The 26,652-nt window shown below is 34.7% G+C and carries 25 protein-coding genes; 13 read left to right on the top strand and 12 right to left on the bottom strand.

Annotated features, from left to right (window positions below; genetic code table 11):
* Positions 1 to 26 precede the first annotated feature (26 nt).
* On the top strand, positions 27 to 1,064 hold the full coding sequence (galE, locus tag L1I30_RS08385) for a UDP-glucose 4-epimerase GalE (protein WP_236133828.1): 1,038 nt from the start codon (positions 27 to 29) through the stop codon (positions 1,062 to 1,064).
* A 31-nt stretch (positions 1,065 to 1,095) separates the two neighbouring features.
* Here galE and L1I30_RS08380 read toward each other — a convergent pair whose 3' ends face one another.
* Complete coding sequence (locus L1I30_RS08380; protein WP_236133827.1) at positions 1,096 to 1,251, bottom strand: YqaE/Pmp3 family membrane protein; 156 nt, start codon at positions 1,249 to 1,251, stop codon at positions 1,096 to 1,098.
* A 159-nt stretch (positions 1,252 to 1,410) separates the two neighbouring features.
* Between L1I30_RS08380 and L1I30_RS08375 the strand changes: the two genes are divergently transcribed.
* Positions 1,411 to 2,520: a DEAD/DEAH box helicase gene (locus L1I30_RS08375; protein WP_236133826.1), complete on the top strand. Its 1,110-nt coding sequence runs from the start codon at positions 1,411 to 1,413 to the stop codon at positions 2,518 to 2,520.
* Positions 2,521 to 2,532: 12 nt separating this feature from the next.
* Here L1I30_RS08375 and L1I30_RS08370 read toward each other — a convergent pair whose 3' ends face one another.
* The 3 genes from L1I30_RS08370 to L1I30_RS08360 form a co-directional block, all read right to left on the bottom strand.
* Positions 2,533 to 3,309 carry a DUF1206 domain-containing protein gene (locus L1I30_RS08370; RefSeq protein WP_236133825.1) on the bottom strand — a complete coding sequence of 259 codons (777 nt, stop codon included), beginning with the start codon at positions 3,307 to 3,309 and terminating at the stop codon, positions 2,533 to 2,535.
* A gap of 98 nt (positions 3,310 to 3,407) precedes the next feature.
* Positions 3,408 to 4,028 (bottom strand): YqaA family protein, encoded by a 621-nt coding sequence (locus L1I30_RS08365; RefSeq protein ID WP_236133824.1) that lies wholly within the window; start codon positions 4,026 to 4,028, stop codon positions 3,408 to 3,410.
* An 88-nt stretch (positions 4,029 to 4,116) separates the two neighbouring features.
* On the bottom strand, positions 4,117 to 4,494 hold the full coding sequence (locus L1I30_RS08360; protein ID WP_236133823.1) for a hypothetical protein: 378 nt from the start codon (positions 4,492 to 4,494) through the stop codon (positions 4,117 to 4,119).
* Between the two features lie 272 nt (positions 4,495 to 4,766).
* Here L1I30_RS08360 and L1I30_RS08355 point away from each other — a divergent pair, with 272 nt between their 5' ends.
* From L1I30_RS08355 to L1I30_RS08340, 4 genes are all read left to right on the top strand, one after another.
* Positions 4,767 to 5,486 carry an SDR family oxidoreductase gene (locus L1I30_RS08355; protein ID WP_236133822.1) on the top strand — a complete coding sequence of 240 codons (720 nt, stop codon included), beginning with the start codon at positions 4,767 to 4,769 and terminating at the stop codon, positions 5,484 to 5,486.
* A gap of 117 nt (positions 5,487 to 5,603) precedes the next feature.
* Positions 5,604 to 5,936, top strand: a complete 333-nt coding sequence (locus L1I30_RS08350; RefSeq protein WP_236133821.1) for an ArsR/SmtB family transcription factor — start codon at positions 5,604 to 5,606, stop codon at positions 5,934 to 5,936.
* A 20-nt stretch (positions 5,937 to 5,956) separates the two neighbouring features.
* Entirely contained in the window at positions 5,957 to 6,991 is a 1,035-nt protein-coding gene (gene arsB, locus L1I30_RS08345; RefSeq protein WP_236133820.1) for an ACR3 family arsenite efflux transporter, read from the top strand.
* Between the two features lie 130 nt (positions 6,992 to 7,121).
* Entirely contained in the window at positions 7,122 to 7,868 is a 747-nt protein-coding gene (locus L1I30_RS08340) for an SDR family oxidoreductase (RefSeq protein WP_236133819.1), read from the top strand.
* Between the two features lie 75 nt (positions 7,869 to 7,943).
* On the opposite strand, the gene L1I30_RS08335 is transcribed toward L1I30_RS08340, so the two are convergent.
* Positions 7,944 to 8,936 (bottom strand): NADP-dependent oxidoreductase, encoded by a 993-nt coding sequence (locus L1I30_RS08335; RefSeq protein ID WP_236133818.1) that lies wholly within the window; start codon positions 8,934 to 8,936, stop codon positions 7,944 to 7,946.
* A 171-nt stretch (positions 8,937 to 9,107) separates the two neighbouring features.
* Between L1I30_RS08335 and L1I30_RS08330 the strand changes: the two genes are divergently transcribed.
* The 3 genes from L1I30_RS08330 to cysM all read left to right on the top strand — a co-directional run bounded on the left by L1I30_RS08330 (position 9,108) and on the right by cysM (position 13,475).
* Complete coding sequence (locus tag L1I30_RS08330; RefSeq protein WP_236133817.1) at positions 9,108 to 11,360, top strand: FUSC family protein; 2,253 nt, start codon at positions 9,108 to 9,110, stop codon at positions 11,358 to 11,360.
* 443 nt (positions 11,361 to 11,803) lie between these two features.
* Positions 11,804 to 12,598, top strand: coding sequence for a serine O-acetyltransferase (locus L1I30_RS08325; protein WP_236133816.1), 795 nt, complete (start codon positions 11,804 to 11,806; stop codon positions 12,596 to 12,598).
* Positions 12,591 to 13,475, top strand: coding sequence for a cysteine synthase CysM (gene cysM / locus L1I30_RS08320; protein WP_236133815.1), 885 nt, complete (start codon positions 12,591 to 12,593; stop codon positions 13,473 to 13,475). The genes L1I30_RS08325 and cysM overlap by 8 nt, the downstream gene beginning before the upstream one ends.
* Before the next feature lie 78 nt (positions 13,476 to 13,553).
* Here cysM and L1I30_RS08315 read toward each other — a convergent pair whose 3' ends face one another.
* A complete protein-coding gene (locus L1I30_RS08315) occupies positions 13,554 to 14,108 on the bottom strand; it encodes a hypothetical protein (RefSeq protein WP_236133814.1) in 555 nt (184 codons plus the stop codon).
* 113 nt (positions 14,109 to 14,221) lie between these two features.
* Complete coding sequence (locus tag L1I30_RS08310) at positions 14,222 to 14,944, bottom strand: Crp/Fnr family transcriptional regulator (protein WP_236133813.1); 723 nt, start codon at positions 14,942 to 14,944, stop codon at positions 14,222 to 14,224.
* Positions 14,945 to 15,214: 270 nt separating this feature from the next.
* On the opposite strand from L1I30_RS08310, the gene L1I30_RS08305 reads away from it, so the two are divergent.
* Positions 15,215 to 16,738, top strand: coding sequence for a DEAD/DEAH box helicase (locus L1I30_RS08305; protein WP_236133812.1), 1,524 nt, complete (start codon positions 15,215 to 15,217; stop codon positions 16,736 to 16,738).
* 35 nt (positions 16,739 to 16,773) lie between these two features.
* On the opposite strand, the gene L1I30_RS08300 is transcribed toward L1I30_RS08305, so the two are convergent.
* The 4 genes from L1I30_RS08300 to L1I30_RS08285 all read right to left on the bottom strand — a co-directional run bounded on the left by L1I30_RS08300 (position 16,774) and on the right by L1I30_RS08285 (position 21,059).
* The gene (locus tag L1I30_RS08300; protein WP_236133811.1) at positions 16,774 to 17,178 is read right to left on the bottom strand and encodes a response regulator; all 405 of its coding nucleotides are present in this window, start codon (positions 17,176 to 17,178) and stop codon (positions 16,774 to 16,776) included.
* 9 nt (positions 17,179 to 17,187) lie between these two features.
* Positions 17,188 to 19,092, bottom strand: coding sequence for an ATP-binding protein (locus L1I30_RS08295; protein WP_236133810.1), 1,905 nt, complete (start codon positions 19,090 to 19,092; stop codon positions 17,188 to 17,190).
* A gap of 19 nt (positions 19,093 to 19,111) precedes the next feature.
* On the bottom strand, positions 19,112 to 20,206 hold the full coding sequence (locus L1I30_RS08290) for an ABC transporter substrate-binding protein (protein WP_236133809.1): 1,095 nt from the start codon (positions 20,204 to 20,206) through the stop codon (positions 19,112 to 19,114).
* A gap of 64 nt (positions 20,207 to 20,270) precedes the next feature.
* Entirely contained in the window at positions 20,271 to 21,059 is a 789-nt protein-coding gene (locus tag L1I30_RS08285) for a hypothetical protein (RefSeq protein ID WP_236133808.1), read from the bottom strand.
* 246 nt (positions 21,060 to 21,305) lie between these two features.
* Here L1I30_RS08285 and L1I30_RS08280 point away from each other — a divergent pair, with 246 nt between their 5' ends.
* On the top strand, positions 21,306 to 22,091 hold the full coding sequence (locus tag L1I30_RS08280; protein WP_236133807.1) for a tRNA pseudouridine synthase A: 786 nt from the start codon (positions 21,306 to 21,308) through the stop codon (positions 22,089 to 22,091).
* 9 nt (positions 22,092 to 22,100) lie between these two features.
* On the opposite strand, the gene recQ is transcribed toward L1I30_RS08280, so the two are convergent.
* Positions 22,101 to 24,200, bottom strand: a complete 2,100-nt coding sequence (recQ, locus tag L1I30_RS08275) for a DNA helicase RecQ (protein WP_236133806.1) — start codon at positions 24,198 to 24,200, stop codon at positions 22,101 to 22,103.
* Positions 24,201 to 24,386: 186 nt separating this feature from the next.
* Between recQ and corA the strand changes: the two genes are divergently transcribed.
* Positions 24,387 to 25,469 carry a magnesium/cobalt transporter CorA gene (corA, locus tag L1I30_RS08270; protein WP_236133805.1) on the top strand — a complete coding sequence of 361 codons (1,083 nt, stop codon included), beginning with the start codon at positions 24,387 to 24,389 and terminating at the stop codon, positions 25,467 to 25,469.
* Between the two features lie 39 nt (positions 25,470 to 25,508).
* Positions 25,509 to 26,648, top strand: a complete 1,140-nt coding sequence (locus L1I30_RS08265) for a lactonase family protein (RefSeq protein ID WP_236133804.1) — start codon at positions 25,509 to 25,511, stop codon at positions 26,646 to 26,648.
* Positions 26,649 to 26,652: the final 4 nt, after the last annotated feature.

Here is a 26,652-nt window from a genome sequence, read left to right as displayed (position 1 = left end):
TAATTTGCAACATATAAAATTAGATCATGAAATCGAAAATATTAGTAACCGGTGGCTTAGGCTTTATTGGTTCACATACAGTAGTAGCTTTACAGGAACAAGGTTTTGATGTTGTTATTATAGACAATTTATCGAACTCCTCTATAGATGTTTTAGCAGGGATAACTAAGATAACCAATAAAACACCAGATTTTGAAAATATAGACTTAAGAGATAAGGAGGCCGTAGTCAACTTTTTTGAAAAATATTCCGATATTGGTGGGGTTATACATTTTGCAGCATCAAAGGCAGTGGGAGAAAGTGTAGAGAACCCATTGTTGTATTATGAGAATAATTTGAATACCCTAATCTACCTTTTACAGGAACTTAGTAAGAAAGATCAGTCTAATTTTATATTTAGTTCTTCCTGTACAGTTTATGGCCAGGCCGACGAGCTGCCTATTAGTGAAAATGCACCGGTAAAGAAGGCAGAGTCGCCTTATGGTAATACTAAGCAAATAGGGGAAGAAATTATCCAGGACACGTGTAAGGTGTATTCCAATTTAAAGGCAATTTCCCTGCGTTACTTTAATCCAATAGGGGCACATCCAAGCGCTGAGATTGGGGAGCTGCCAATAGGAACTCCTCAAAATTTAGTCCCTTTTATCACGCAAACAGCTATAGGTAAAAGAGAACAGCTTTCCGTTTTTGGAGATGATTATCCAACTCCAGATGGGACCTGTATTCGCGATTACATTCACGTTATGGATCTTGCAAACGCGCACGTGATAGCTTTGAAAAGATTATTAGAAGTCCAACTAGAAAATAATTACGAGGTTTTTAATCTTGGTACCGGAAAAGGTAATTCAGTTTTAGAAGTTATTCAGTCATTTGAGCGCACCTCTGGAAAGAAATTGAAATATAAAATAGTTGGCAGACGAGAAGGCGATATTACGGCTGCCTATGCAGACACAAATAAAGCCAATAATGTTTTAAAATGGCGTGCCGAGAGGAGCTTAGATGAAGCTTTGGCAAGTGCCTGGAAATGGGAACAAAAAGTAACCAAACAGGAAAAGGAAGCATAAAAAAAAAGAGGATCACAATGATCCTCTTTTTTTATCTCTTGTTCACATAAAATGCATGGATAACACCTGGCAACCAACCTAAGGCAGTCAATAATACATTTATTAGGAAATCTTTTCCTAATCCGTGCTGCAAAAATACAGCTAATGGTGGCAATATAATGGTAAGTATGATCAGTAATATAGACATAAATTAGTTTTAATTGGTTATGGCCGAAATCTATTAAACTTTCACATCTTAGAATAATAATGATGATGGTTTGGCTATACTTTAACAGCTTTAAACTTTTATTAGTATAAACCAGATTCATTTGTAAAAAGGTATCTTTGCGCTTAAAAATAGAAGTATATGAGTTTTATAGAATTAGGAGTATCTAAAGAAATTGATAAAGGATTGAAGGAACTTGGTATAATTACCCCTACAAAAATTCAAAATGCCGCTATTCCTGTACTAACCACAGAGAATATAGATTTTATTGGACAGGCGCAAACAGGTACAGGTAAAACTGCCGCCTTTGGTTTGCCTTTGCTTTCAAAAATAGATTTTAAGCAAGATCATATCCAGGCATTAATTCTCGCACCAACCAGAGAATTAGGTCAGCAAATAGCCAAACAACTTTTTAAATTCACTAAATATTCTGAAAAGGTTTTTACAGAAGCGGTTTACGGAGGAGAGAAGATAGATATTCAAATTTCAAGGTTAAACAGGCCAACTCATATTGTAGTAGCTACCCCGGGAAGACTTTTAGATTTATTAAATAAAAAAGCATTGGATATTTCGAAAATCCATACGTTGGTGCTAGATGAGGCCGATGAAATGTTAAGCATGGGTTTTAAAGATGACTTAGCCCGAATTCTGAATAAAACAAAAGGGGATAGAAATATCTGGTTATTTTCAGCCACCTTACCTAAGGAACTGAATGATATTATAAACACCTATGTTTCTCCAGATGCACTTCGAATTTCAATTGATAAAGCTCAAGCTGTAAATTTTGGGATTGCACATAATTATGTAACCGGAGATGACAATTCAAAATTGGATACACTTACATATTTCTTGAAGTCTCAAGGTAGAAGCAGAGGGATAATTTTTACTAAAACGAAAGTAGCGGCTAAAACATTGAGTAAGCAACTGCATGCTAAGAACTATGAAGTTGGATTGCTGGAAGGAGATATGCTGCAAAAAGATCGAGACAAGGTAATGCGTGCTTTTAAAAATAAAAGTATTGACATATTGGTTGCCACAGATGTTGCTGCACGTGGAATAGATGTAGATAATCTGGCCTATGTGGTGCATTATCAATTACCCGATCAAATGGAATATTACACACATAGAAGTGGTAGAACTGCTCGAGCGGGGAAAACGGGAATTTCTTTGGTGTTGGTTAACAAAAATGAACAAAGAAGAATTTGGGAATTGGAAAAAAGCTTGGGTATCAAATTCTCCAAGATCAAATAGCGTGAAATTTATTTACTTAAAGGTTCGATAGCGAGCAGTCATTAACATATATATTGCATAGCCAACAAGACCTGCCGCAACTAAAGCAAGTAGATAGGCACCATAAGAGCTGTCTTCCATATAACTGAAAGCATCTGCTGTGGTTTTGATTTTTGAGGGATTTGAGGTAATTCCCGCTTTTAAAGCAAAATAACCGGTAATCATAAAAATAATCCCTCTTGAGCTTAATCCCATATATGCGGTGTTTTTTATTATTTTTCTCCGCTTTTCTTCAGCTATTGCCTTGAAATTAAATTTTTGGATAAAATCAGCTTTGTATAGCCTTATAAATTGATAAATTCCAGTTAAAATAAGAAGAGCTCCAACTATCATTATAATAAAAAGTCCAGTTTCAGTTGCAAGAATGCTTGATTGTTTAGCAGTGTTCCCGCTACCAGAACTACTAAAAACTCTTTTAACCGCAACAAACGAAAGGGCAGTGTAGATACATCCACTAATAAAAAAAGCTACTCGTTTTATGATAGCTTTTTTTTGTGTCCCAATATTTTCGGGATCAGAGATGGCTTGATTGAATCGCCAAAACGAATAACAAAGTAAACCTATTCCTATAATTATAAGTAATGCGTTACCGAAGGGTTGTTTATCCAGAAAATCCATCACCTTAAACTTTCCGGTTTTTTGACCTCCTAAATTAAAGGCAGCTAAAAAAGTAAGTACACCTGTAATACCATATACAATTCCTTTTGCAGCGTAACCTGTACGCGCTATTTTCTTTACTTTATCATTCATAGGTCAACGTATTTTGAGCACCAAAATACCTTAAACCAATTTAAATAAGTTTTGAATTATAAAAACTTTAAGGTTTAAATGAAAGTATGAAGTAAATATTAAACCATTTCAAATATCACTAAAGCATATGCGTAGAATCGCACAAACCGCAGTAAACCAAACATAAGGAAGCTCATAAACGGAAACCTGATAATGCCTGCAGCAATACTCGTCATAGCATATGGAATAGGTAATAAGGCTCCAACAATGATTAAGAAACCGCCCCATTTACGAGTGTTCTTAATGTGTTTGGCCATATTAACCTCTATAGCTCTATGTACTGCGGGAATTTTAGTGATTCCCACACCTCCAAAATAAGAAACTATTCCCCCTAAATAGGAGGCTGCTGCAAGTAGCGATAGATAGAAAATAGGGTAAGCAGATTTACCTGCCCAGGCAATAAAAAGCTCTGGTGGGATTAAACCTAGAAGAGATTCAGAAGCAAAAAATACAGATATTATACCAGCAGGGGAGTAGGTTTCTGTAACCGTTATCAACAGTTTATTGAGGTCAAGTACAAAGTAATCTAATGCTAAAATAGCACCAATGAAAAGGAGAATAGGAATAATCGCTTTCTTTACACTTTTACCCACAAATTTATAAAACCCGGTATAGCTATAATACTGGTGTAGTAAACGCATGCGCGATTTCTTTTTAGTAGATTTCGCATCCTTTTTCATCAGCCGTCCTTGTATTTAAATCTCTATAAATTGAAATAGGTATTTGAACATGAGTTCAAATACCCGATTTCATATTGTAATTAGTTTATTAATTTTCTTCAGCATAAGCTGTTAAAGCATCTCTGTACTCTCTTAGATCAATTTGATTGTTCTTGATGGTAGTATCTAGCATTAAGGACAATAAATAGTCTAAGCTTTCCTGAGGGTCTGAATCTGGAGTTGCAGAAGCTTCTTCTTCATTCTCTTCTAGAGGCTCGTCATCGGGAATTGGAATCTCGAAGCTTTGATAGGTTTCAATATGCTCGTATGTAAGACGAATAACTTTTGCTAAAAGAGGATTTTCTTCTTCTACGGCGAAAGGCCTTAGATTTTTTAAATCTTCAACCAACGTATTAATTATTATGCCGTTACGCATTAAGTCGCGCTGAATTTTATCAAGTAGTTTTTGAGCTTTTGGATTTTTCAACTTTTCCAGATTTTTTGGTTATTGTATTGCTTTACACTATTTAAAAAGCTGAATAATCAACTTTTTGAGTTGAACGCAAAGTTACTCCTTTAAAGGTTTTTGAAAACCATTTTGGCTATTATTTATTAAAGATTTTACAAAAAGCTTAATAACTTCATTCATAGTCTCCTGAGATATTAAATCCATTTAATTAACAATTAATTAGAACTAATAATTTCACATAGCTACCAGTGTTTAGTAGTTTTATGCTCATTGAAAAAAAAACATGAAAAATGAATTCTTACAAATCAAAAGTAGCTTTTATAACCGGAGGAAGTAAAGGCATAGGATATGGAGTTGCAGAGGCGCTCCTAAAATTAGATATGAGAGTTGCAATTACAAGCCGTTCCCAAGAATCGGCAAACGCTGCTGCCGAGAAACTTTCAAAGCTTGGTAAAGGAGAAATCATAGGTCTGGAAGCAGATGTCCGCGATTTTGAAAGTCAGCAACAAGCAGTTAAAAGAACTCTTGATAAATGGGGACAGATAGACGTACTTATCGCAAATGCAGGAATAGGACATTTTGCACCAATAGAAAATTTAAGCATAGAACAGTGGCAGGAGACCATTGATACTAATTTGAGCGGTGTATTTTATAGCGTGAAATCGACTTTAGAAAGTTTAAAGAAATCTCAAGGTTATATTATAACAATTTCCAGCTTAGCAGGCACAAATTTCTTCGCAGGTGGTACGGCTTATAATGCCAGTAAGTTTGGAGTTACTGGGTTCACCCAGGCGGCTATGTTAGACGTGAGAGATCATGGTATTAAAGTGAGCACTATTATGCCCGGCTCTGTAGCAACTCATTTTAACGATCATACCCCTAACGAAAAGGACGCATGGAAAATACAAGCCGAAGATATAGGAGAACTGGTGGTGGATCTTTTAAAAATGAATCCTAGAACCTTGCCAAGTAAGGTAGAGGTTAGACCTTCGCAACCGCCTAAAAAATAGTTTTAGGCATAGTATTACTGGCCCAAGTAGAAAATTTGCTTACAGAATTACAAGTAAAATCGAACTTGGGCCTTTCTTTTTCCTTAATTAATCGTAATATTGCAATAAAACAAGACTATGGGACTCACAAAATCTGAAATGTTCACCGAAGAGCAAAATGAAATAGCTCAAATAGCAAAAGTTATGGGGCACCCGGCAAGAATTGCTATTCTTGAGCAAATACTAAAGGCTGAAAGTTGTATTTGTGGTGATCTGGTATCTGAAATTGGCTTGGCACAACCTACTATCTCTCAACATTTAAAAGAGCTTAAAAATACTGGTTTAATAAAGGGAGATATTGATGGAACCCGGGTGTGCTATTGCATCAATGAGGAACGATGGGAACAGGTAAGATCCATTTTACTCAACTTTATGGATAAGCGTACAAAATCTACTAATGAATGTTGCTAAGCTTTTAAAAGTCTTCTGAAATGCCACGAAAAAAACTAAATTTTCTAGACAGCTACTTAACCCTATGGATCTTTTTAGCCATGTTTGTTGGTGTAGCAATTGGATATTATCTACCCTCTTCATCAAAAATAATTAATTCATTTAGCCTAAATACTGTGAATATTCCCATTGCAATAGGGCTTATTGTAATGATGTACCCTCCTTTGGCAAAAGTAGATTATAGGTTATTGCCAACAGTATTTAAAAATGTAAGGATTCTGAGTATTTCTTTATTGTTGAACTGGATTATCGGACCTCTCTTGATGTTTTTACTAGCTATTCTTTTTTTAAACGATCACCCCGAGTATATGGTCGGACTAATTTTAATTGGTCTTGCAAGATGTATAGCCATGGTTTTGGTATGGAATGACCTCTCTGAAGGTAGTAGTGAATATGGTGCCGGCCTGGTAGCCTTGAATAGTATATTTCAGGTTTTCTTCTATAGTTTTTATGCCTATGTATTTATAACCGTGTTACCTCCTTTCTTTGGTTTTGAAGGCGCAATTGTAGATATTTCAATGGGAACCATAGCTGAAAGTGTTGCAATATATTTAGGAATTCCTTTTGCTGCCGGATTTTTAAGCAGGGTTATTTTGGTTAAATTGAAGGGAGAAGATTGGTATAGAACAAAATTTTTACCCACTATTTCACCACTAACCCTTGTGGCACTATTGTTCACAATTCTTATAATGTTCAGCTTAAAAGGGGAAACTATTGTAGATATTCCTTTCGATGTTTTTTTAGTGGGAATTCCTTTAGTGATCTACTTCGTATTAATGTTCTTTATTAGCTTTTTCCTGAGTCGCTTCTTTGGTGCTAACTATAAGCAGAATGCTTCCATATCGTTTACCGCTACAGGCAATAATTTTGAATTGGCTATTGCCGTGAGTATTGCTGTCTTCGGCATTAACAGCGGACAAGCTTTTGCGGGCGTTATTGGTCCTTTAGTTGAAGTTCCGGTTTTAATAGGCTTGGTATCTGTTGCTTTATGGCTTCGGAAGAAATATTATAAATGAGGCTAAACTTTTACAAAAAAGATTAACATAGGTTAATAATTAGAGTTAATCTGATGCTAAACCCTGGTATTTACCGGGGTTTTCTTTTAGTGCTAAGTATATTTACTCACCAAAATTTAAAAAAGAAATTATGAGTATTAAAGGAAAAGTAGTGATAGTGACAGGAGCTTCAAGTGGAATAGGGGAAGCTGCAGCTTTAAAACTATCAAAAGAAGGAGCAAAAGTGGTTTTAACAGCTCGAAGAGAAGACAGATTAAAAGAACTGAAGGATAAGATTGAAAAACAGGGAGGAGAGGCTCTAATTGTAGTTGGCGATGTTACTAATAAAGAAGATTATTCTAATGTGGTAAAACAAACCCTAGAAAAATTTGATAGAATAGATTCTATTATTAATAATGCCGGTTTAATGCCTTTATCATATATTAAAAATCTTAAGACTGATGAGTGGGACCAGATGATAGATGTAAATATTAAAGGTGTTCTTAACGGTGTAGCAGCAGTACTTCCTACGATGAAGGAACAAAAGAGCGGGCATATAATAAACATTTCTTCCAGTGCAGGTAGAAAGTATTATCCGGGTGGAGCTGTGTATTGCGCTACAAAAGCTGCGGTAAAGATGTTCTCTGAAGGTTTGCGACAGGAATTAGCTCCAACTTACGGCATAAATGTTACTTCTATTGAACCTGGATTTGTTGCTACAGAGTTAACTAATACCATTACCGATGAAGAGTTGAAAGAAAACCTGATGCCTATGGTAAAGGATCTTACAACCTTGGAAGCTGAAGATATTGCTGAAGCCATATTTTATGCGCTTTCTCAACCCAAGAGGGCGAATATTAATGATGTCTACATCATGCCTACCCAGCAGGAACAATAGGGAATTAAGCTTATAAAGTAAAAAGGCCATTCGTTTAAAATGAATGGCTTTTTACTTTAATACACAACAGATTCTTTAAACTTTTACAACCATTTTGCCATGATTCTTACCTTCAAAAAGATCTAAAAAAGCTTGTGGAATATTATCGAAACCTTCAACAATAGTTTCAGAATAAGTGATCTTGCCTTCCTGCATCCAGTCAGCTATTTGTTTAATAGCAGGGCCAAAATCTTTTACATAATCTCTTACCGTAAACCCCTGCATCCTGATACTTTTCTTAATTAAGGTTCCTTCAACTCTTGGCCCCATTGGAATTTCGCTTTCATTATAAATTGAAATTGCCCCACAATTTATAACTCTTCCAAACTTATTCATATTTGCCAAGGCTGCATCAAGTATTTCACCACCAACGTTATCAAAATAAACGTCTATTCCGTCAGGACAGCTGTTAGCTATATCATTTGAAATATTTTGGGTGGTCTTATAATTAATACCACCATCGAAACCGAATTTGGTTTTAATCCTATTAATTTTTTCGTCGCTACCGGCTATACCAATTACCTTACACCCTTTAATTTTACCTATTTGTCCAACAATGCTTCCAACCGCACCATCGGCACCTGAAACTAACAAAGTTTCTCCCTCTTTAAGATCCCCAATCTTTTCTAACCCAAGATAGGCCGTTACCCCGGTTAGGCCCAACACTCCTAAATAGGCCGATAACGGAGCTTTATTTTTATCAACTTTATTGACTCCTGTACCAGGAACAGTTTGAAATTCTTTCCACTTCAACATTCCTGTTACAAAATCACCTTTAAAGAAATTAGAATTCTTCGATTCAATTACCTCAGCAACAAGTTGCGATTCCATTGGTGCATTTAATTCTAAAGGTGCAATGTAAGATGCTGTATCCCGCATTCGTCCTCTAATATAGGGATCTACCGATACATATAAGGTCTTTAGTAGTAGCTCTCCTTCCTTTGGAGTAGGTTTTTCTTCTTCCACAAATTTAAAATCATTTAAACTAGGTGTACCTTCGGGTCTATTTATTAAATGTATTGTTTTCATAGCGTAGTGTTTTTAATGTCTTATATTCATATAACTGAAATATATTATAAAGCTACTTTAATTTAAATTTAGACTGAAAACTTAATAGATTTAGTTGTTTATTTTCAGAAAACATTAACGCTGTTGAAAAGCTTAGCAGTTACCTTTGTTCTTACTTAAGGCTAATTTATATTGAATACTCCTAAATTATACATTAAAACATATTTTCAGGATCTATTGCTTTTTCTAAAGAGCACCGATTTTTCAAAGGCCTTTATATTGGGAATGGCGATCACTATTCCTATCACCGTTGGGGTGTATTACAATTATTTTGAAGTTGGTTTAGCCTTGGCTTTAGGAGCGTTATTGAGTTCGCCCAGCGATGTAACGGGGAGTTTCCGACATAAGAAAATTGGAGTTTTATTGTCGGCATTACTAGCCTGTTCTGCCAGTATTTTGGGTGGGTATTTAGCTTTTGATACCTGGATATTTCTTCCCATTTTAGGAGTTGTAATGTTTGCCATTTCCTATTTATCGGTGTATGGTTTTAGAGCTTCTTTAATTAGTTTTTCGGGTCTATTTGCAATGGTATTAAGTATGGCTAATATTTCTAATGTGTTAGAAATTCATGAAAGGGCTTTGCTTATTGGTTTAGGAGGTGTCTGGTACCTATTGCTTGCAATTCTGCTTCAAAAATTAAATCCTCGAGGTCAAACGGAACAGTTCCTAGCTTATACCTTAGATCTTACTTCTAAATATCTTCATACTAGAGGCCAGTTGTTAGAGCCTAGTTCTAACAGGGAAGTATTACAAAAAAGGCTTTTAGATATTCAAAGTGATTTAAATGAAAAACATGAGACGCTTCGAGATATTTTGATATCCTCCCGAAAGGCATCGGGTAATTCTAATTACGAGCGAAAACGACTTCTCATATTTATTCAGTTGGTGGATATCCTTGAGCTGGCTATGGCAAATCCCGTAGACTATTCTACTATGGATACGTTACTTAAAAATAATCCCAATCAAATTAAGGCATTTCAGGAGTTGATTTTTGGAATGTCCCAGAGGCTGGAAAAAATTTCTGAAGTTATACTTACAAATTCAAATTTAGCTTCAAATAACAGGTTAGAAAATTATCTTTCTGCGGCTAAAGAAAGTCTTAATAATTACAAGAAATTACCCGGAACATATTCAAGTGAGGCCTATTTAATGCTTCAGAATATATACGATTATCAGGAACAACAAGTTCAGAAAATCAATAAAATTGAAGGTTTACTTAGTTCTAAGGATATTGGCAATCTAAGATTGTTAAAAAATCATGAAGCTATTCGCTTTATAAATCCGCAGGAATACGATCTAAAAATTCTGATTGAGAACTTCAGTTTTAAATCCAGTATTTTTAAGCATTCTTTACGGCTTGCTGTGGTAGTAATGCTAGGGTACGCTTTAGGAGCATATTTCTCTGTTCAAAATGCGTATTGGATTTTGCTTACCATTATCGTGATCATGCGTCCTAATTACGGTCTTACAAAAACAAGATCTAAGCAGCGAATGTATGGTACATTAATAGGAGCCGCAATTGCAACTGGAATTGTACTATTAACACATAATTTAATAATTTATGGAGTTCTTGCCATACTCTCGTTGGTGTTGGCATTTTCTATGGTGCAAAAAAATTATAAGACTTCGGCCACATTTATAACCCTGAGTGTCGTGTTTGTTTATGCGCTGTTAAAACCAAATGTTTTTAATGTAATTCAGTTTAGGGTATTAGATACGTTAATAGGTGCCGGGCTTGCTACTCTTGGGAATCTTGTATTATGGCCATCTTGGGAATTTCTTAGCATTCGTACAGTAATTGGAGATTGTATTAAATCTAATGCCAGTTATTTACAGGAAATTATTCAGTTTTATGATAAAAAGGGGCAGGTACCCACTTCTTATAAAATTGCCAGAAAAGAAGCTTTTTTATCTACGGGAAATTTAAGTTCAGCCTTTCAGAGGATGACACAGGAACCGAAATCGAAGCAAAAAGAGCTGGATAATATATACGAATTAGTAGTACTTAACCATAGCTTTTTATCTTCCCTGGCTTCTATGGGAACGTATATTCAAAACCATCCTACTACTGAAGCTTCTACTCATTTCAGAACATTTGCACATACTATTGATCAAAATTTAAAGAAGGCCATAGCTTCGCTTGAAGATAACAGGCTTTTGGAGGTACAGGTAGAATCTAACGAAATGCAGGAAGCTGCAAGTTTTTTTGACAATAAGTACAGAGAGCTTATTAATTTTTCAGAAAGCAATCAGCAAAAAATTAAAGACAATCAGGAAGTAAATGCAGAACTTCAGGAAGCACAACTAATAATAGAACAACTTAGATGGCTATTTTCCCTAAGTCAAAAAATGATCAAGCGAATAAAACAAATTGACTTCAATTAGAAATTGATGCTATAAAAAAAGCCATCCTTTTGAGATGGCCTGAGATAAATTCAACAAACGAAAAACGATCAAAGAATCACCGCTTGGTTTGCTGTGTTTTTTGATCGCTTTTCTTAGGATCTGCCTTTTTAGTCTGCTGTTTTTTAGCGGGACCTTTACCTGGATTTTGTGACTTTTCCATGATTATTGGTTTTATTGATTAATACTCTAAATTAATTAAAATATGAGGCCGTTATTCTGGCGTTAATATTTTTTTAACTCAGTATTGGTGTTAAAATTTAAAGCGGTGGCGGGAAGTGCAAATCGTATTTATTTAAAGGTGGCAATGCCGGTTTTGTTCAGTATTTACTTAAATTTGAATAAGTTTTTACGAAAAGAGAAATTTATGCAGAATTGTATAAATTTTACGAGAGGTACCATCTGTAAATTGCAAGAATAAAAAAATGAATAAAGCAGAAATAATTCAAAATATAAGAGATCAGAAACGCCTGCCAAATCTGAAATATTCTATCAAAGAACTTACTGAAGATTTTACAAAACGTTTATTCTATACCTTATTTGATGAAAACACGCCGGTAGAAGAAAATATTGATCAATTAGAAAAGGATTTTCAAGAATTGGTGGATTTAGTGTGTTGGGAACCGGGAAAACCATGCAAAGAAGTCTGGGCTTTATACTTAACTAAATTACCAGAAATATTACAGAAATTAAGTGCAGATGCTGTAGCTATTACCGAGCACGACCCAGCGGCTAACTCTTTAGAAGAAGTGTATTTAGCGTATCCTGGTTTTTTTGCAATAGCAATTTACCGATTAAGCCATGAACTTAATAAATTTGGACTTCCATTGGTTCCAAGATTAATGACTGAATGCGCACATCGAATTACCGGAACAGATATTAATCCGGGTGCGCAAATTGGAGTGCCTTTTTTTATAGATCATGCAACAGGAGTGGTAATTGGAGAGACTACAGTGATAAAAGACAACGTAAAGATCTATCAGGGAGTTACCTTGGGAGCATTATCTGTAGACCGAAAGTTGAGAAATGTTAAGAGACATCCTACTATAGAAAATAATGTAACCATTTATGCAAATGCAACCATTCTTGGAGGAAACACTGTGGTAGGAGCAAATAGTATTATTGGAGGAAATGTATGGTTAACAGCATCGGTACCGGAAAACTCAATGGTATCGCATACTCCGCAAATTAACATTAAAAATACTGTCAAAAATGAGTAATTCTATACTTGATTTAATAGGTAACACTCCACTGGTTAAAACCGAAACACTTGTAAAGAACCCGAAAGTAAAACTCTTTCTAAAACTTGAAGGACAAAATCCGGGTGGAAGTGTGAAGGATCGTGCGGCTTATAATATGATAAAAAGCGCGTTGGATAGGGGAGATATTACCAGAGACACCCAGCTTATTGAAGCTACAAGTGGTAACACCGGCATTGCCCTTGCAATGATCGCGGGAATATTTAAACTGAATATTGAGTTAGTAATGCCCGAAAACTCTACTATTGAGAGGGTTCAAACCATGAGAGCCTTTGGCGCCAAAGTGACGTTAACAAGTGCTGGAAATGGTATAGAAGGCTCCCGAGATTATGTAGAAGATAAAGTGAAGAGCGGAAAATTTTTCATGTTCAATCAATTTGGAAATGAAGATAACTGGAAAGCTCACTATAAATCTACCGGTCCTGAAATATGGGAAGATACCCAGCATCAAATATCCCATTTTGTTTCTTCTATGGGCACAACGGGAACCATTATGGGGACTTCTACTTTTTTAAAAGAAAAGAATCCTGCTATCCAGATAGTAGGAGTGCAGCCCACAGATGATTCCAGAATACCGGGAATTAGAAAATGGCCACAAGCTTACTTACCTAAAATATTCAATCCTCAAAAAGTGGATAGAGTTATGGAAGTAAGTGAAGAAGAAGCCCGGGATATGACCAAGCGTTTAGCAAAAGAGGAAGGTATCTTTGCTGGAATGAGTAGTGGTGGTGCTACGGCTGCAGCGGTGCGACTTTGTGAGGAGCTGGAGGAAGGTATTGTGGTAAGCATTGTATGTGATAGGGGCGATAGGTATTTATCTTCCAACCTGTTTGATTAAAACAATAAATCGAGGAACATTTTTTTTGTTCCTCGATTCTTCGTGTTTTGGAGAAGAATCCTTTAAAAAGGTATCATATTAATTACTTGCAACTCTCGAGGAAACAGTAGGGATGTTGTTTATTTTTACCTTTTGAGTTTTGTTGTTACTTTCCAAAGTTAACTTATAAATATCTTTGTCAAGTTGAGCCTTTTTACCACTTGCTATATGAGTGTTTTTAGTAATGGTCCAACCAGGATATTTAGTATAGATCTCCCTGGAAATAGCCAGTGGGAGTGAAACATTTCTAAATTTTTGATAGGTTTTCTCTAAGCCGTTTTTCTTGTCGAAATGAGCAGCTAAATAACCTTTACCACTTTTAAAAGTCACTATAAATTTATCGTAATCTTTGTCACGTAGTCCAACCATGTAATCTTCAGAATTGAAGTTATCTAACATGAATTGAATTGGGTCTTTGCTAAATTGTCCAGCATAACTTTCTTTTACCATAAAGGCATTTCCATCTAAATCAGATTTTACCATTACTGCTTTAGGAGTAAGATTTACATTGGCTTCCTCTAATTCAATAACATCTTGCGCTTGTCCTGTGGCTACTATGCACACTAGAAACAAATAAATCATCATTGTTTTCATAATCCCTACATTTAATTGTTAATAATACTCAAATATAGATGGAGATTAGAGTGAATAGTACTACTTAAGTAGCACAACTAAAATTTAACATTTTAAAATTTTCTTTGCATATATTAGATTTTAAGATTTGCTAATTTTTGATTTTCCAATAAATGAAGAAGAAGCGAAAGGTTTTTCACCTGAAGGCGTTTTCTGGAGATCTTTATGGAGCCATTTTGTTTTAGTCTTTGCAAATGTCTGTTAACTACAGCTCTGGTAGAACCAATTAGATACGCCAGTTCTTTATTGGAAAGATCATTTATTAACTCCAAGGTATTAGATTTGTCGTTCACATTTCTAATAAGCAATTTTAATAACCTAGTGGAAATATCGGTAAAAGTGATGTCAGACACATAATTTTCTAATGATCTCAGTTGCTTACCGGCATATGGCAACAAATTCTTATAATGTTCCGGGTGCCTATTTAACCAGGATCGTAACTCGGTCATTGGGGCGGCGAGAACTTTTACGTTATCCAAGCATTCGTAATAAACCTGATGTTTATCTCCATCAAGAAGGCAGAATAGATCGAAAACATCACTTTTGGTAAGTAGAAATAGCGTAAGTTCTTTTCCGCTATTAGGTTCTACTTGGTACATCTTTACCCTTCCCGAAAGGATAATATAAAAATGAAAAAAGAATTTCTCATGATTTAAAAAACAGGTGTTCTTTGGCCATTTTTCATGATGGAATAATGATAGTATCTCATTATTAGTTTCTTCGTCCAAATTATTGAGCAACGCACAATTAGTTAATGCGCTCTTGTATTTACTGCGAAATAAGTGTTCCCCTTTCATAAGTCTACGGTTTAAGTTCAATATACAGGTAAGGGAAGAGGAGGATGATGGTACTATCGTGTGGACATAACGATTAATAAAGCTTGCTTATTGCAAGCTTTGACCAACTACTTGTAGAAATTTGTAGGGCAATATTCATTATATCAGTAGATTATAAAAGTAAGCAATTCTAAATTGATAGAAAAATAAACTTTAGAATTTAAAATAGGTAAAGATTTTATTTTACCTTAAAAATCTGTTATTTTTGCAAACTTGCTGAAAATACAAAATATGACCGTAGAGACATTTGGACTGGAAGAAAAGAAGAATGAAAAGAAATTATATGACTACCAACAGGTAGATATAGACAAGATTTTTAATGTAATTGATGCACATCCAAATCACTATAATTTATTATACCAATTGCCTACAGGAGGAGGGAAAACTGTAATCTTTTCTCAAATAGTTAGGGAATATATAGAGCGCACCAATAAAAAAGTTCTTATTCTAACTCATAGAATAGAGCTTTGTAAACAAACCTCGAAGATGTTGGGAGACTTTGGTGTGATCAATAAAATTATAAATAGTAAAGTTAAAGAATTACCCGATCAAGAGGACTATATGTGCTTTGTAGCTATGGTGGAAACACTAAATAACAGGCTGCATGACGAGAAATTGGAAATTCAGGACATAGGGCTTATAATTATTGATGAAGCCCATTACAACTCTTTTAGGAAGCTTTTTAAGTTTTTTGAGAAGTGTTTTATTCTTGGAGTTACCGCAACACCACTAAGTTCTAACATCAAACTTCCAATGAAAGATAATTATAGAGAGCTTATTGTGGGCGATTCTATTTCTTCTTTAATTGATAAAGGCTTTCTGGCAAAGGCCAATGTGTTTTCTTACGATGTTGGCTTACAGTCTCTTAAAGTTGGTATTAATGGAGATTATACGGTAAAATCTTCTGAAGAACTGTATTCGAACATGAGCATGCAGGAAAAACTTCTTAATGCTTATATGGATAAATCCCGGGGAAAAAAGACCCTTATTTTTAATAATGGTATTAATACTTCAAAAGAAGTATATGAAACCTTTAGAAATGCGGGTATTCCTATTCGCCATCTAGATAATACCACGAGTAAACAAGACAGGAAACAGATCTTAAAATGGTTTAAACATACTCCCGATGCTATTGTAACCTCTGTAAGTATTCTTACTACGGGGTTTGATGAGCCTTCTGTAGAAACCATTATTTTAAACAGAGCAACCAAATCGCTGACGCTTTATTTTCAGATGATTGGGCGTGGTTCTAGGGTGTTACCCGGAAAAACCAGTTTTAATGTATTGGATCTTGGAAATAATGTAGCTCGTTTTGGGCATTGGAGCGCTCCTGTAGATTGGAAACAATTGTTTCGCTCGCCAGATTTCTATTTTGAAAATCTTTTAAGTGATGAAGAGATAGAGCGTGAATTTAAATATGTTATGCCGCCAGATCTTCGTAGGCAATTTGCTAATTCTGAGGAGGTCGATTTTGATGTTGAAGCAGCCTACGATGTGGTGATTAAAAAAGGATTAAAATCTAAAGCTGTACTGGAGTGGTCTATGGATCAGCATGTTAAAATGTGTATCGAAAATAGCGAAGATATTTTTGATGCACGAATTTTGGCGAAAGAACTTAAAGATGATATTGCTTCGCGCATTAAGCAATATTCGTATTGCATTAGTAAAAGCACCAAGAACTACAGAGACTGGCTGGAAGAGGATTATGCCCGTAAATTAAGATTGCAGATAAATCAGGATTTTGTAGAACAATAGACAAAAAAAAGGAGCCAAAATGGCTCCTTTTTCATTTATAGAATTTTCTCTAATATTTCGTTCAAACTTTCCAGATCTAAGGGTTTTGAATGAAAATCGGTGATATGTTCAATTCTCTTTGCTTTTTCAATATCATCAGGATTAATTGAAGTGGTAAGCATAACAATTAATTCTCCGCCTTTTTGCTCCTGCTCCAGCTTTTCATACTCTTCTAAAAATTCCCATCCATTCATTATTGGCATATTGATATCTAAAAAAATGAGGTCTGGTTTCGGGTAATCCCCATTCTCTTTAGTAGTTAGATATTCTAAGGCATCTTCACCATTTAAAGCTACTGCAACATGTTCAGCACAATCGGCCATTTGGATTATGCGTTTATGAATAAAGTTCGCCGCGTCATCATCGTCCACTAATAAAATGCAATTTAATTTTCTTTTCATAGGTAATATTTAAACAAGATTTTTGGGTATGTTAAAACTAAATATACAACCTTTTCCGGGATTGGAAGTGAGCCAAATTTTCCCTTGGTGCAATTCAATAATTTTTTTACAGTGAGCTAAACCAATGCCGGTGCCTTCATATGTATTTCGGTGATGCAGCCTTTGGAAGATCACAAAAATCTTATTCTGTAGTTCCTCTTTAATACCAATTCCATTGTCCTTAATATGGAAAATCCAGTTATGGGAATCTTCGGTAAAGGATATATTTACACTTGGCACCACATCACTTCTTCTAAATTTAACAGCATTGGTTATTAAATTCTGAAACAATAATCTTAATTCTAATTTATATCCTCTTACCTCCGGAAGTTTCTGGGAAGTTACCTGCGCATTACTGTTTTTAATTTTATGTGAAAGATCTACGTAAATACCAGAAAGCAATTCATTTAAATCTACTTTGTCCAGATCGCAGCTATGGCCAATTCTTGAATATTCTAATAATCCATTAATAAGCATACTCATACGGTTGCTTGCGCCACGTATATAATTAAAATAGGTAGCTAAGTTATCGTTAAGACTGTCCTTGTACTCAATGTCTATTAAATTGATAAAGCTTACTACCGTTTTTAATGGTTCCTGAAGATCATGAGAGGTGATATATGAAAACTGTTCTAATTCTTTATTTTTGAATTTAAGTTGTTCCAGATATTTATTTATTTCTATTTCTTGAGTTTTGCGCTGTGTAATATCTACTACAGATGCCAAAGTCATTTCCTTATTATCAATAGTTATTTTATTCAGTCTAACTTCTACAGGGATTTCATTGGTAAATTTATCTAAAGCATAGAATTCCTGTAAGGGCTTTAATTTATTGGTATCATCTTTAAAATTGAGTCCGCTTTCAAGTTCTTTGGTCGCAATAAGGTCTTCTATGGATTTACCTATGAGCTCACGTTTGGAATATTTAAACAACACTTCTGCCTGAAGATTGGCAAGTTCAATTTTACGCTCGGCATTTGTTAAAATTATTGCCGATGGGGAAGCTTCAATAACCTTTCTAAAGCGTTTCTCCTGCTGTTTAATATGTTCATTATTCTTCTCTATTAACTTAAAGTTCTCCTTTAAAGAAGTGGTCATGATATTAAAGGATTTTCCTAAAGTTGCTAGTTCCCCTTTCCCTTCAATACTTATTACGTTGTCATAATTGCCTTTACTTACCGCCAAAGCTGCATTATTTAAGGCTACTAATGGTTTTGAAATAGATTGAATAACTAAAAATGCAATGCTTAAACCAATTAATATACCTATAATACCTGTTATCAAAATGATATTGGACATTTGTGTGAGATCCTGAGAGAATTTGTCCTGAAACTCTTCGAGAACATGGGAATATTGTAGGTCTAGGCCTTCAAGTATGAGGTTAAGTGCAGAATGTGCTCTAGAAAAATCATTTTCTATAATATGATATGCCTGTTGTAATTTAACCGGGTTTTGATAATCTTCTTTGGTAATTAAAATGTTATCCAGTTTTTCTCCTAATAAAATAATCTCATTTGTTAAATCAATTATTTCTGGACTTTGAAGAACAATTTCTTCATTCTTTTCTAATTTTCTGGTAAGAAAAGCCAACTCACTTTTTAAATAAGGTAATTCTACTTCTATTATCCCTTTTAATCGGTTCTGGCTACTAAGACTTGAGTTTATGTTATAAACTTTGTTGGAGGTAAGTAAAAACAGTTCTTTATTAATAGCTTTATACTGATCCAGTAAATATAGAGTAGGTAAGGCTTCTACCTTTAATTTTTGATAGGTAGTATTTGCCTTTTGGTTAATTAGCTGATTTAATATAATTTCTGCAATTAGAATACTGATGATTATACCAAAACCAAGAATAAGTTTATTTCGAATTTTCATATTTAATAAACAGTCCTAATTACCTTTTAACTTTTATGAGCTTATCTTCAGAAATTAATTTATATAATGAAAAATAGATTCCTCTAGAGGATCCATCCTCGGTGATAGATATATTACCACATATTCCTTGGTAGTAATGCACGCTAAATAAACGATTTCTAAGCCATTCCTCAAAGGTTTCACTTTCCTTTTTAGTGGTGTTCAAATCCTTCAGTTCATGCAAAACAATATTAGTGGCATCATAGGCTTGCATAGGAGGCCAAACAGATAGTGGTTCTTCACCATATTCATTTGCAAAATTTTTGAGGAACTGATGCGCTAAAATATAGTTTCCATCTGGTGGGGTAAAGAAGGTACACTCTGTACCTATAATCGTTCCTTGGGAATTATTGTAAAAATCTGGGGACAATAATGTAGTAGATCCAAAATAAGGAACATCAATGCCCAGATCCCGACCTTGTTTCATCGCAAAGCCTAATTCTTTGTATCCAAAAAAGGCATAACCATCTACACCATCATCTTTTGCAGCTTTTAAATACTCATTAAAATCAACCTGCTCTTTATCTATGGTTACTATTTTATTTTTAACCCCGTTCTCATTTAACAGCTCCTGTACTGCATTTGCTGCACGGGACATAAAATCGTTAGGGTACTGAAATATTACTACATTTTTTAAATCTAATTCAACCATCCTCACACCAATTACCTGGTTGGCTTCTTCGGTAGATTTGGCAATCATAAAGGTGTTTTCATTTAGGCTAGCTAATAACTGGTCATTATTAAGCGGATTAATAGCAATTACACCATCCTTTAATAATGCATCCTGTATTGCAACAGTTCCATCGGTATTGCTAATAAATACTATATCTATATTATGCTCTTTCCTAAGTTTATTATAAGATGGAAGCGCATTGGATTTTTCCCATTTATCATCTTCGATAAATAAATTTACCTTCGGTTCATTATTAGTTCTGTTCTTGTTATATTCTTTAACTGCTAACTTCATAGCCTGCGAAGGGCCAATTCCTAAATCTGTTGCTCTTGTAGATAACGGCCCGATATAGCCAATATTAATTTCCTGAATTTCCTCCTTTTTACATGATTGAAATAACATGAAAAAAATTAGGAGAGTACTTATGGTTCTTATTTTTACTATCATAATAATTCAACTTGTTATTTTAAAATATCATTTTATATTCTAATCCGTAGCCCCAACCATAATTGTTGGATGGCACAAATGTGTTAATTCTATATTCAGCAACTGCATATAACTGGTCTATAAGTCTTAGTCCAATTTGATGTTCTGATACCCATTCAAAAGCAACTTTATCATTTTCTTTATAGTTGAAGTTTTGATCGGCAAATCCTGCAATATAGAGCCTATTACCTAATTTTTGAGGAAAGATCTTTAGATTGTAAACATGCTCTATAATGCTCATATATTCTGGAGAGGTATTTTTCCTATACTGAAAGAACATAGGGTTAAAAGTATAGCTTAAATTTAAGGTGCTAAATATTGATTGTAAGAAAGGGGTATCATGCAGTCGCCAGCGCAGTCCAAACCTATGATCATCGTTAGTTTCACCCTGTCTCAATACATATTGATAGGTAAGGTCTATAGGAATTTTTTCGTTAATCGCCCAACGTAAATTATGTTCTGCATAAAACTTCGATAACTCAGCAGTATCAGGTTCACCAAAGTAGTTGGTTAAAGAAAAATACTGTAGCCGATGGGGTAAGGATGCAAATAAATTGATTGTAAATACATTAAAATCTCTTGAATCTCGATAAGCATTAAAATCTATAAACCCAGAATTTTTATGTTTTAGAGGTACTTCCTGAGCATTTGTATTCAAACACCCCAGAGATAGGAGTAAAACGGCCAAAATATTAAAGTATAATTTAGACTTTGGGCTAGTGTTTATAATAATGTTGATCAGGTTAAGCTCGGGTAATCTTGTTCGCATTTAATATAATTTGAGGTATCTATTTTTAAATTACATTCAATTACTTTCTCTATTGACATATTTTTTGGGGTATTATAGTCAATTAGACAATATTTTTTAAAAATAGCATAATAATTAACTAACACGATACTTAAGTGTTAAAAATGTGATTTTTTCAATTTTAGTAATGTTTTGAAAATATGAACGCGGTAGCAATAATTATCTATAAAGAAGTTGAATTTTATATCTTCGTAGAAACTATATTTCTTGCAGGCACAACGTTATAATTATCTTTTTAAAGTACAATATTTAGGATACCGATTGCATGGGTGGCAACGCCAGCCAAAGTTCAAAACGGTAGAGGGGCTTATCAAAAAAACCTTTAAATATGTATTGCCAGAACGTAGGCTTAAAATATTGGGTGCGAGTAGGACAGATGCTATGGTATCAGCAAATGAGGCTGCATTCGAGTTGTTCATATATGAAAATCCTATTAATGATATAGATGATTTTTTAAAAGTTTTCAATAAAAATCTTCCTCAAGATATCAGGGCTATTAGCATGATGGAAGTAGATGATAGTTTCAATATCATTCAAAATTCCAAGCTAAAGGAATATCTGTATCTCTTTTCTTATAACGAAAAGAATCATCCATTTTGTGCTCCCTTGATGGTAAATATTCAAGAGGAATTAGATATCGAATTAATGAAGAAAGGTGCAAAAATTTTTGAGGGCACTCACTACTTCAGGAATTACTGTGCCGACCCTTCTTCCACTACAAAATTTGAGCGTAGCATTTTAACCTCCGAAATAATTGTGAACACCATATATACGGCCAATTTTTTTCCTGATATAAGCTATGTGTATAGAGTACGCGGTGCAGGTTTTTTAAGATACCAGATACGATTGATGATGGGAAGCTTAATACAATTGGGGAAAGGGGAGATAAATTTAGAAGATATTAAGGCGAGTTTACTACCCGAAAATGAACAGATAACCAATTATATTGCCCCCGCTTCCGGATTAATTCTTAATAAAATAGAATTTGAATAGTTAGGCACGTTATTCCTTCTTTAATATTGTTAGTGCCAGGCGTATGCTCCAGTAAGAAATTGACTCCTCAAAGTGTTCATAATATGTTTTTAAAGCCGGTGGATCTTCAAGTTCAATTTGGGCTTTTCTAACAGCTTCCAGGTCGGGTCCAGATACAAATTGATGAAGATCTATTTGCTCTCCATCTTCATATAATTTTGCCAAATGAGAATAAACCGTTGTAGTAGCTAACTTTCTTTTAACTGCAATCTCCTCAACGCTCAAGCCTTCGTCTAACAATTCTTTAGTAGCTTTAAATGTATTCCCCTTAGAAGTTTTCTTTTTAGTTCTTTTCTCTTTGCTAAACGCAATGATCTCCTTTATGAACTGATAGCCATAATCCTGCATTTTCTTTCTTCCCACACCATTAATCTGCATAAAATCATCGTCAGTCATTGGCCGCTTTTTTTCCATCTCCTTTAATGTTGCATCATTAAAGATTAAATATGCGGGAATGCCTTCTTCCTGTGCTAATTTTAAGCGAAGCTGACGTAATTTCTCGAAAAGAGAATTATCCTTACTTTTTGAAACTTTTTCAGCAGATTCCTGTATTTCCTGCTGGGTAGGAATCTTAGCAAGTTGCACTTTTTTACTTTCAAATAGTACCGCTTTTGAAAGGCTTGTAAGTTGCAGATGATTGTGTTTGTGAAAAGCTATTTCAATATAGCCCAGATTTATCAGTTGAATTATATATTGCTGCCAGTCTCTCCAGGAGGTTTCTTTTCCAATTCCATAGGTGGTTAGCTGCTGATAGTTTTTTTCAAGTACCGCTTCATTTTGAGCGCCTCTTAATACATCTATTAGAACAGTAATTGGTTCAGCTCCTTTCAATCTATAGATACAGGAAAGTGCCTTTTGGGCCAGTATGGTACCATCAAAGAATTGCGGGGGATTTCTGCAGATATCACAATTTCCACAATCTTCCTGCTTGAGCTCTCCAAAATAATTAAGCAGGATCTTTCTTCGGCAGGTAAGCGCTTCAGAATACTGCTTCATTCTATCCAATTTTGCTATTTGCACTGCTTCATTCTTAGAATTACTGGCAAACTTTTGAAGCTGCACCACATCAGCATAGCTGTGAAACAACATTGTTTCAGAAGCCAAACCATCTCTCCCGGCTCTACCAATTTCTTGGTAATAACCTTCCAGATTTTTTGGCATATTGTAATGGATAACCCAGCGGATATTCGATTTATCTATCCCCATTCCAAAGGCAATGGTGGCACAAATAATTTGTTTGGAGTCGTTAATGAAATCATCTTGTATCTGCGTTCGTTCCTCGTGTCCTAAACCTGCGTGATATGCCTCGGCTTTAAAACCTTTTGCTTTTAATTTAGCAGCAACTTCTTCGGTATTTTTTCGACTTAAACAGTAAATAATTCCACTTTCCTTTTTACGGGTTTCCACAAACTGAAGTATCTGTTCTAATCGTTTTGTACCGGGTCGTACTTCCAGACTCAAATTTTTTCTATCAAAGGAAGCCACATGTTTTTGAGCATGAGGAATGTTTAACTGATTGCAAATATCTTCCCGTGTAGCTTTATCGGCAGTAGCTGTTAATGCAACAATAGGAGTGGAGGGAAACCTATTTTTTAAATACCCCAATTGGGTATAAGCAGGTCTAAAATCGTGCCCCCAGCTGGAGATACAGTGAGCTTCATCTATGGCAATGAGGCTAATTTTACCATCAGACAGGAATCTATCTATAATTTGAAGACTTTCCGGGGCAACATATAAAAGTTTAAGGCTATTCTCTTCAATTCGCTTGTAAATATCCTCTTGTTCACTTTCAGTCTGGGTACTATTTATAAAAGCTGCAGAAATTCCATTGGCTGTAAGTCCATCTACCTGGTCTTTCATTAAAGCAATTAAAGGAGAAATTACCAGTGTGAGCTCTGGAAGTAAAAGGGCTGGTAATTGATAACAAATAGATTTCCCGCCACCGGTGGGCATAATTACCATATTATCTTTACCTTCAAAAATTGAAGTGATTATTTTCTTTTGCAGCGGTCTAAAACTATCATACCCAAAATACTCTTTTAAAGTGCTTAAAAGTCGCTTTTCTTCCATGTTACAAAGTTAGGGGTACTATATATAATACACTAATATGGATATGAAAATTTGAAAATTTACCCTAATTACTAGGGTGTGATTTTTTGTGAAGTTCCCGTTATATTATTCATTAAAAATTGTGTTACTTCGATTTTTCTATTTGCAACTCAGGAATTTTTATATTTATATAAACTATAGAAGTACATGGCAAAACGCAAACGACACTTTCAGAAAAGGCCAAAGTCCACAAAGTCATTAAATCAAGCTCCGGGAACTGCTACCTATGTGGGAAGAAAGGAGTCTTTAGAGATCGAGTTGGAAGTGATAGATTATAATAAACTGAGCTTTGACAGGTATCTCTCAAACAATCCGGAAGATGCCTTCAATTTTGAAAATGAAGATAAAATAACCTGGATCAATATTAACGGACTTTATAATACTCAGGAGATTGAAAAACTGGGGAAGTATTACGGACTTCATCCCTTGATAATCGAAGATATTGTAAACACCAATCAGCGTCCCAAAATAGATGAATATCAGGATTATCTGTTTGTAGTGGCCAAAATGCTATATCATAAAACCAATGGTGAATTAGAGAATGAGCATATAAGCATTGTTATTGGAAAAGATTATATACTCACTTTTCAGGAAGCAGATGGTGATGTTTTTGATGGGGTGAGAGATCGAATTAGTAATGCCAAAGGTCGAATACGGAATAATGGATCAGACTATTTGATGTTCACTCTATTAGACGCTATAATTGATAATTATTTTGTGGTAATTGAAGAAATTAGCGATAAGATTGAAATTTTAGAGGAACAGCTTTTTGTGGCCAAGCCCAGTGATGATATAACTTTTGAAATTCAGGAACTGAAGCGAACAGTGTTGCGAATTAGAAGAGCAGTTTTTCCTCTTAGGGAAGTAATAAGCAGACTGGAAAAAATTGATAATAACCTCATTGAGGATAAAACGCAAAATTATATACGCGATCTTTATGATCATATCATTCAGGTTTCAGAAAATATTGAGATCTATAGGGAAATGACCTGGGGCCTAATGGATATGTATATGACTACCATTAGCAATAAGATGAACGAAGTAATGAAAGTACTAACCATTATGGCTTCTATCTTTATCCCCCTTACTTTTATTGCTGGTATTTATGGAATGAACTTTGAATATATGCCGGAACTCCAGTATAAGTATAGCTACTTTATTCTGTGGGGAGTAATGATTGTGATATTTTTGGCAATGCTGTATTATTTCCAAAGAAAAAAGTGGCTGTAATATAATAGTAGATACTAAACCTCTTAAAATAATTTTGAAATGAAAATATCCATGCGCGTACTATCCTATATCTTAATAGGTGTCATCTTTTTTTCTGTAAGTAATGTTAATAGCCAGAATAAAACTGACAAGTCTAACGAAAATACCATTTATGTTGGTAGCTATACTCAAAAGGAAGGCCATGTGGATGGAAAGGCAGAAGGAATATATTCTATTTTGCAGAATAAAAAAAATGGCAGTCTATCTCCTGGTAAAACTCTTGCCGAGATTACAAACCCATCATTTGTAAAATTATCAAATGATGGTAAAAACCTGTATGCGGTAAGTGAATTAGGAGGAACTTCAGGATATATATATTCTTATAGAGTGAATGGCGATAAGAGCTTAACAGAGATTGGTAAGCTTTCTACCGAAAGTATAGCGCCGTGCCATATAGCCATTGATAAAACTGGAAAATATGTTTTTGTTTCCAATTATATTGGTGGTGTGGTAATGATGTATAAGAAGAATGCCGATGGAGTTTTAAAGAAACAGCAACATCTTGATATTGAAAATCCTGAGAAAGCGCATTCTCATTCGGTTAGCATATCTTCGAATAATAAGCATACGTATATTGCTGATCTTGGAAACGATAAAATTTGGATATATGATTTAGATGCTGAGAAAGGAAGGCTTACCCCAAATAAACAGAAGTTTGCGAAGTTAGCTAAGGGGGCAGGGCCACGTCATTTTACCTTCTCAAAGAATAACCATTTTGCTTATTCTATAAATGAGCTTAATAGTACTATAAATGTCTTTAAAATAGGAGATAACGGAGAATTGGACATTGTTCAAACCATATCTACACTTCCTACAGATTTTAAAGGAAAGAATTCAGGAGCAGACATCCATATTCACCCTAGCGGAGCATTTTTGTATTCTTCAAATCGAGGGCATAATAGTATTGCCGGCTTTAAAGTGGATCAAAAAACTGGGAAATTAACAATAATTGGTTTTACCGATACTATGGGAGCAACACCAAGGAATTTTGGAATATCTCCGGAAGGTAATTATTTATATGCGGCCAATCAGGATTCCAGTAACATCTCTATTTTTAAAATAGATGAAGAAACAGGAGTTTTAACAAGTACTACAGCACCATTAAATGCTAAAACTCCTGTTTGTCTAGAGTTTGAATAGGAAC

Origin of the sequence: Gillisia lutea (assembly GCF_021568705.1) — a bacterium.
GTDB classification, from domain to species: Bacteria; Bacteroidota; Bacteroidia; order Flavobacteriales; family Flavobacteriaceae; genus Gillisia; species Gillisia lutea.
The sequence above is the reverse complement of the archived record's forward strand: the minus strand, read 5'-3'. Positions and strand labels throughout refer to the sequence as shown.

What these genes read in the sequence shown, in the direction of transcription:
- cysM (WP_236133815.1), top strand. Translation starts at nt 12,591, where the DNA reads ATGAGTAATTCTATACTTGATTTAATAGGTAACACTCCACTGGTTAAA.
- arsB (WP_236133820.1), top strand. Translation starts at nt 5,957, where the DNA reads ATGCCACGAAAAAAACTAAATTTTCTAGACAGCTACTTAACCCTATGG.
- L1I30_RS08310 (WP_236133813.1), bottom strand. Translation starts at nt 14,944, where the DNA reads ATGAAAGGGGAACACTTATTTCGCAGTAAATACAAGAGCGCATTAACT.
- L1I30_RS08290 (WP_236133809.1), bottom strand. Translation starts at nt 20,206, where the DNA reads ATGTTATTTCAATCATGTAAAAAGGAGGAAATTCAGGAAATTAATATT.
- L1I30_RS08375 (WP_236133826.1), top strand. Translation starts at nt 1,411, where the DNA reads ATGAGTTTTATAGAATTAGGAGTATCTAAAGAAATTGATAAAGGATTG.
- corA (WP_236133805.1), top strand. Translation starts at nt 24,387, where the DNA reads ATGGCAAAACGCAAACGACACTTTCAGAAAAGGCCAAAGTCCACAAAG.
- L1I30_RS08285 (WP_236133808.1), bottom strand. Translation starts at nt 21,059, where the DNA reads ATGCGAACAAGATTACCCGAGCTTAACCTGATCAACATTATTATAAAC.
- L1I30_RS08340 (WP_236133819.1), top strand. Translation starts at nt 7,122, where the DNA reads ATGAGTATTAAAGGAAAAGTAGTGATAGTGACAGGAGCTTCAAGTGGA.
- L1I30_RS08295 (WP_236133810.1), bottom strand. Translation starts at nt 19,092, where the DNA reads ATGAAAATTCGAAATAAACTTATTCTTGGTTTTGGTATAATCATCAGT.
- L1I30_RS08300 (WP_236133811.1), bottom strand. Translation starts at nt 17,178, where the DNA reads ATGAAAAGAAAATTAAATTGCATTTTATTAGTGGACGATGATGACGCG.
- L1I30_RS08365 (WP_236133824.1), bottom strand. Translation starts at nt 4,028, where the DNA reads ATGAAAAAGGATGCGAAATCTACTAAAAAGAAATCGCGCATGCGTTTA.
- L1I30_RS08265 (WP_236133804.1), top strand. Translation starts at nt 25,509, where the DNA reads ATGAAAATATCCATGCGCGTACTATCCTATATCTTAATAGGTGTCATC.
- L1I30_RS08335 (WP_236133818.1), bottom strand. Translation starts at nt 8,936, where the DNA reads ATGAAAACAATACATTTAATAAATAGACCCGAAGGTACACCTAGTTTA.
- L1I30_RS08305 (WP_236133812.1), top strand. Translation starts at nt 15,215, where the DNA reads ATGACCGTAGAGACATTTGGACTGGAAGAAAAGAAGAATGAAAAGAAA.
- L1I30_RS08380 (WP_236133827.1), bottom strand. Translation starts at nt 1,251, where the DNA reads ATGTCTATATTACTGATCATACTTACCATTATATTGCCACCATTAGCT.
- L1I30_RS08325 (WP_236133816.1), top strand. Translation starts at nt 11,804, where the DNA reads ATGAATAAAGCAGAAATAATTCAAAATATAAGAGATCAGAAACGCCTG.
- recQ (WP_236133806.1), bottom strand. Translation starts at nt 24,200, where the DNA reads ATGGAAGAAAAGCGACTTTTAAGCACTTTAAAAGAGTATTTTGGGTAT.
- L1I30_RS08315 (WP_236133814.1), bottom strand. Translation starts at nt 14,108, where the DNA reads ATGAAAACAATGATGATTTATTTGTTTCTAGTGTGCATAGTAGCCACA.
- L1I30_RS08355 (WP_236133822.1), top strand. Translation starts at nt 4,767, where the DNA reads ATGAATTCTTACAAATCAAAAGTAGCTTTTATAACCGGAGGAAGTAAA.
- L1I30_RS08370 (WP_236133825.1), bottom strand. Translation starts at nt 3,309, where the DNA reads ATGAATGATAAAGTAAAGAAAATAGCGCGTACAGGTTACGCTGCAAAA.
- galE (WP_236133828.1), top strand. Translation starts at nt 27, where the DNA reads ATGAAATCGAAAATATTAGTAACCGGTGGCTTAGGCTTTATTGGTTCA.
- L1I30_RS08350 (WP_236133821.1), top strand. Translation starts at nt 5,604, where the DNA reads ATGGGACTCACAAAATCTGAAATGTTCACCGAAGAGCAAAATGAAATA.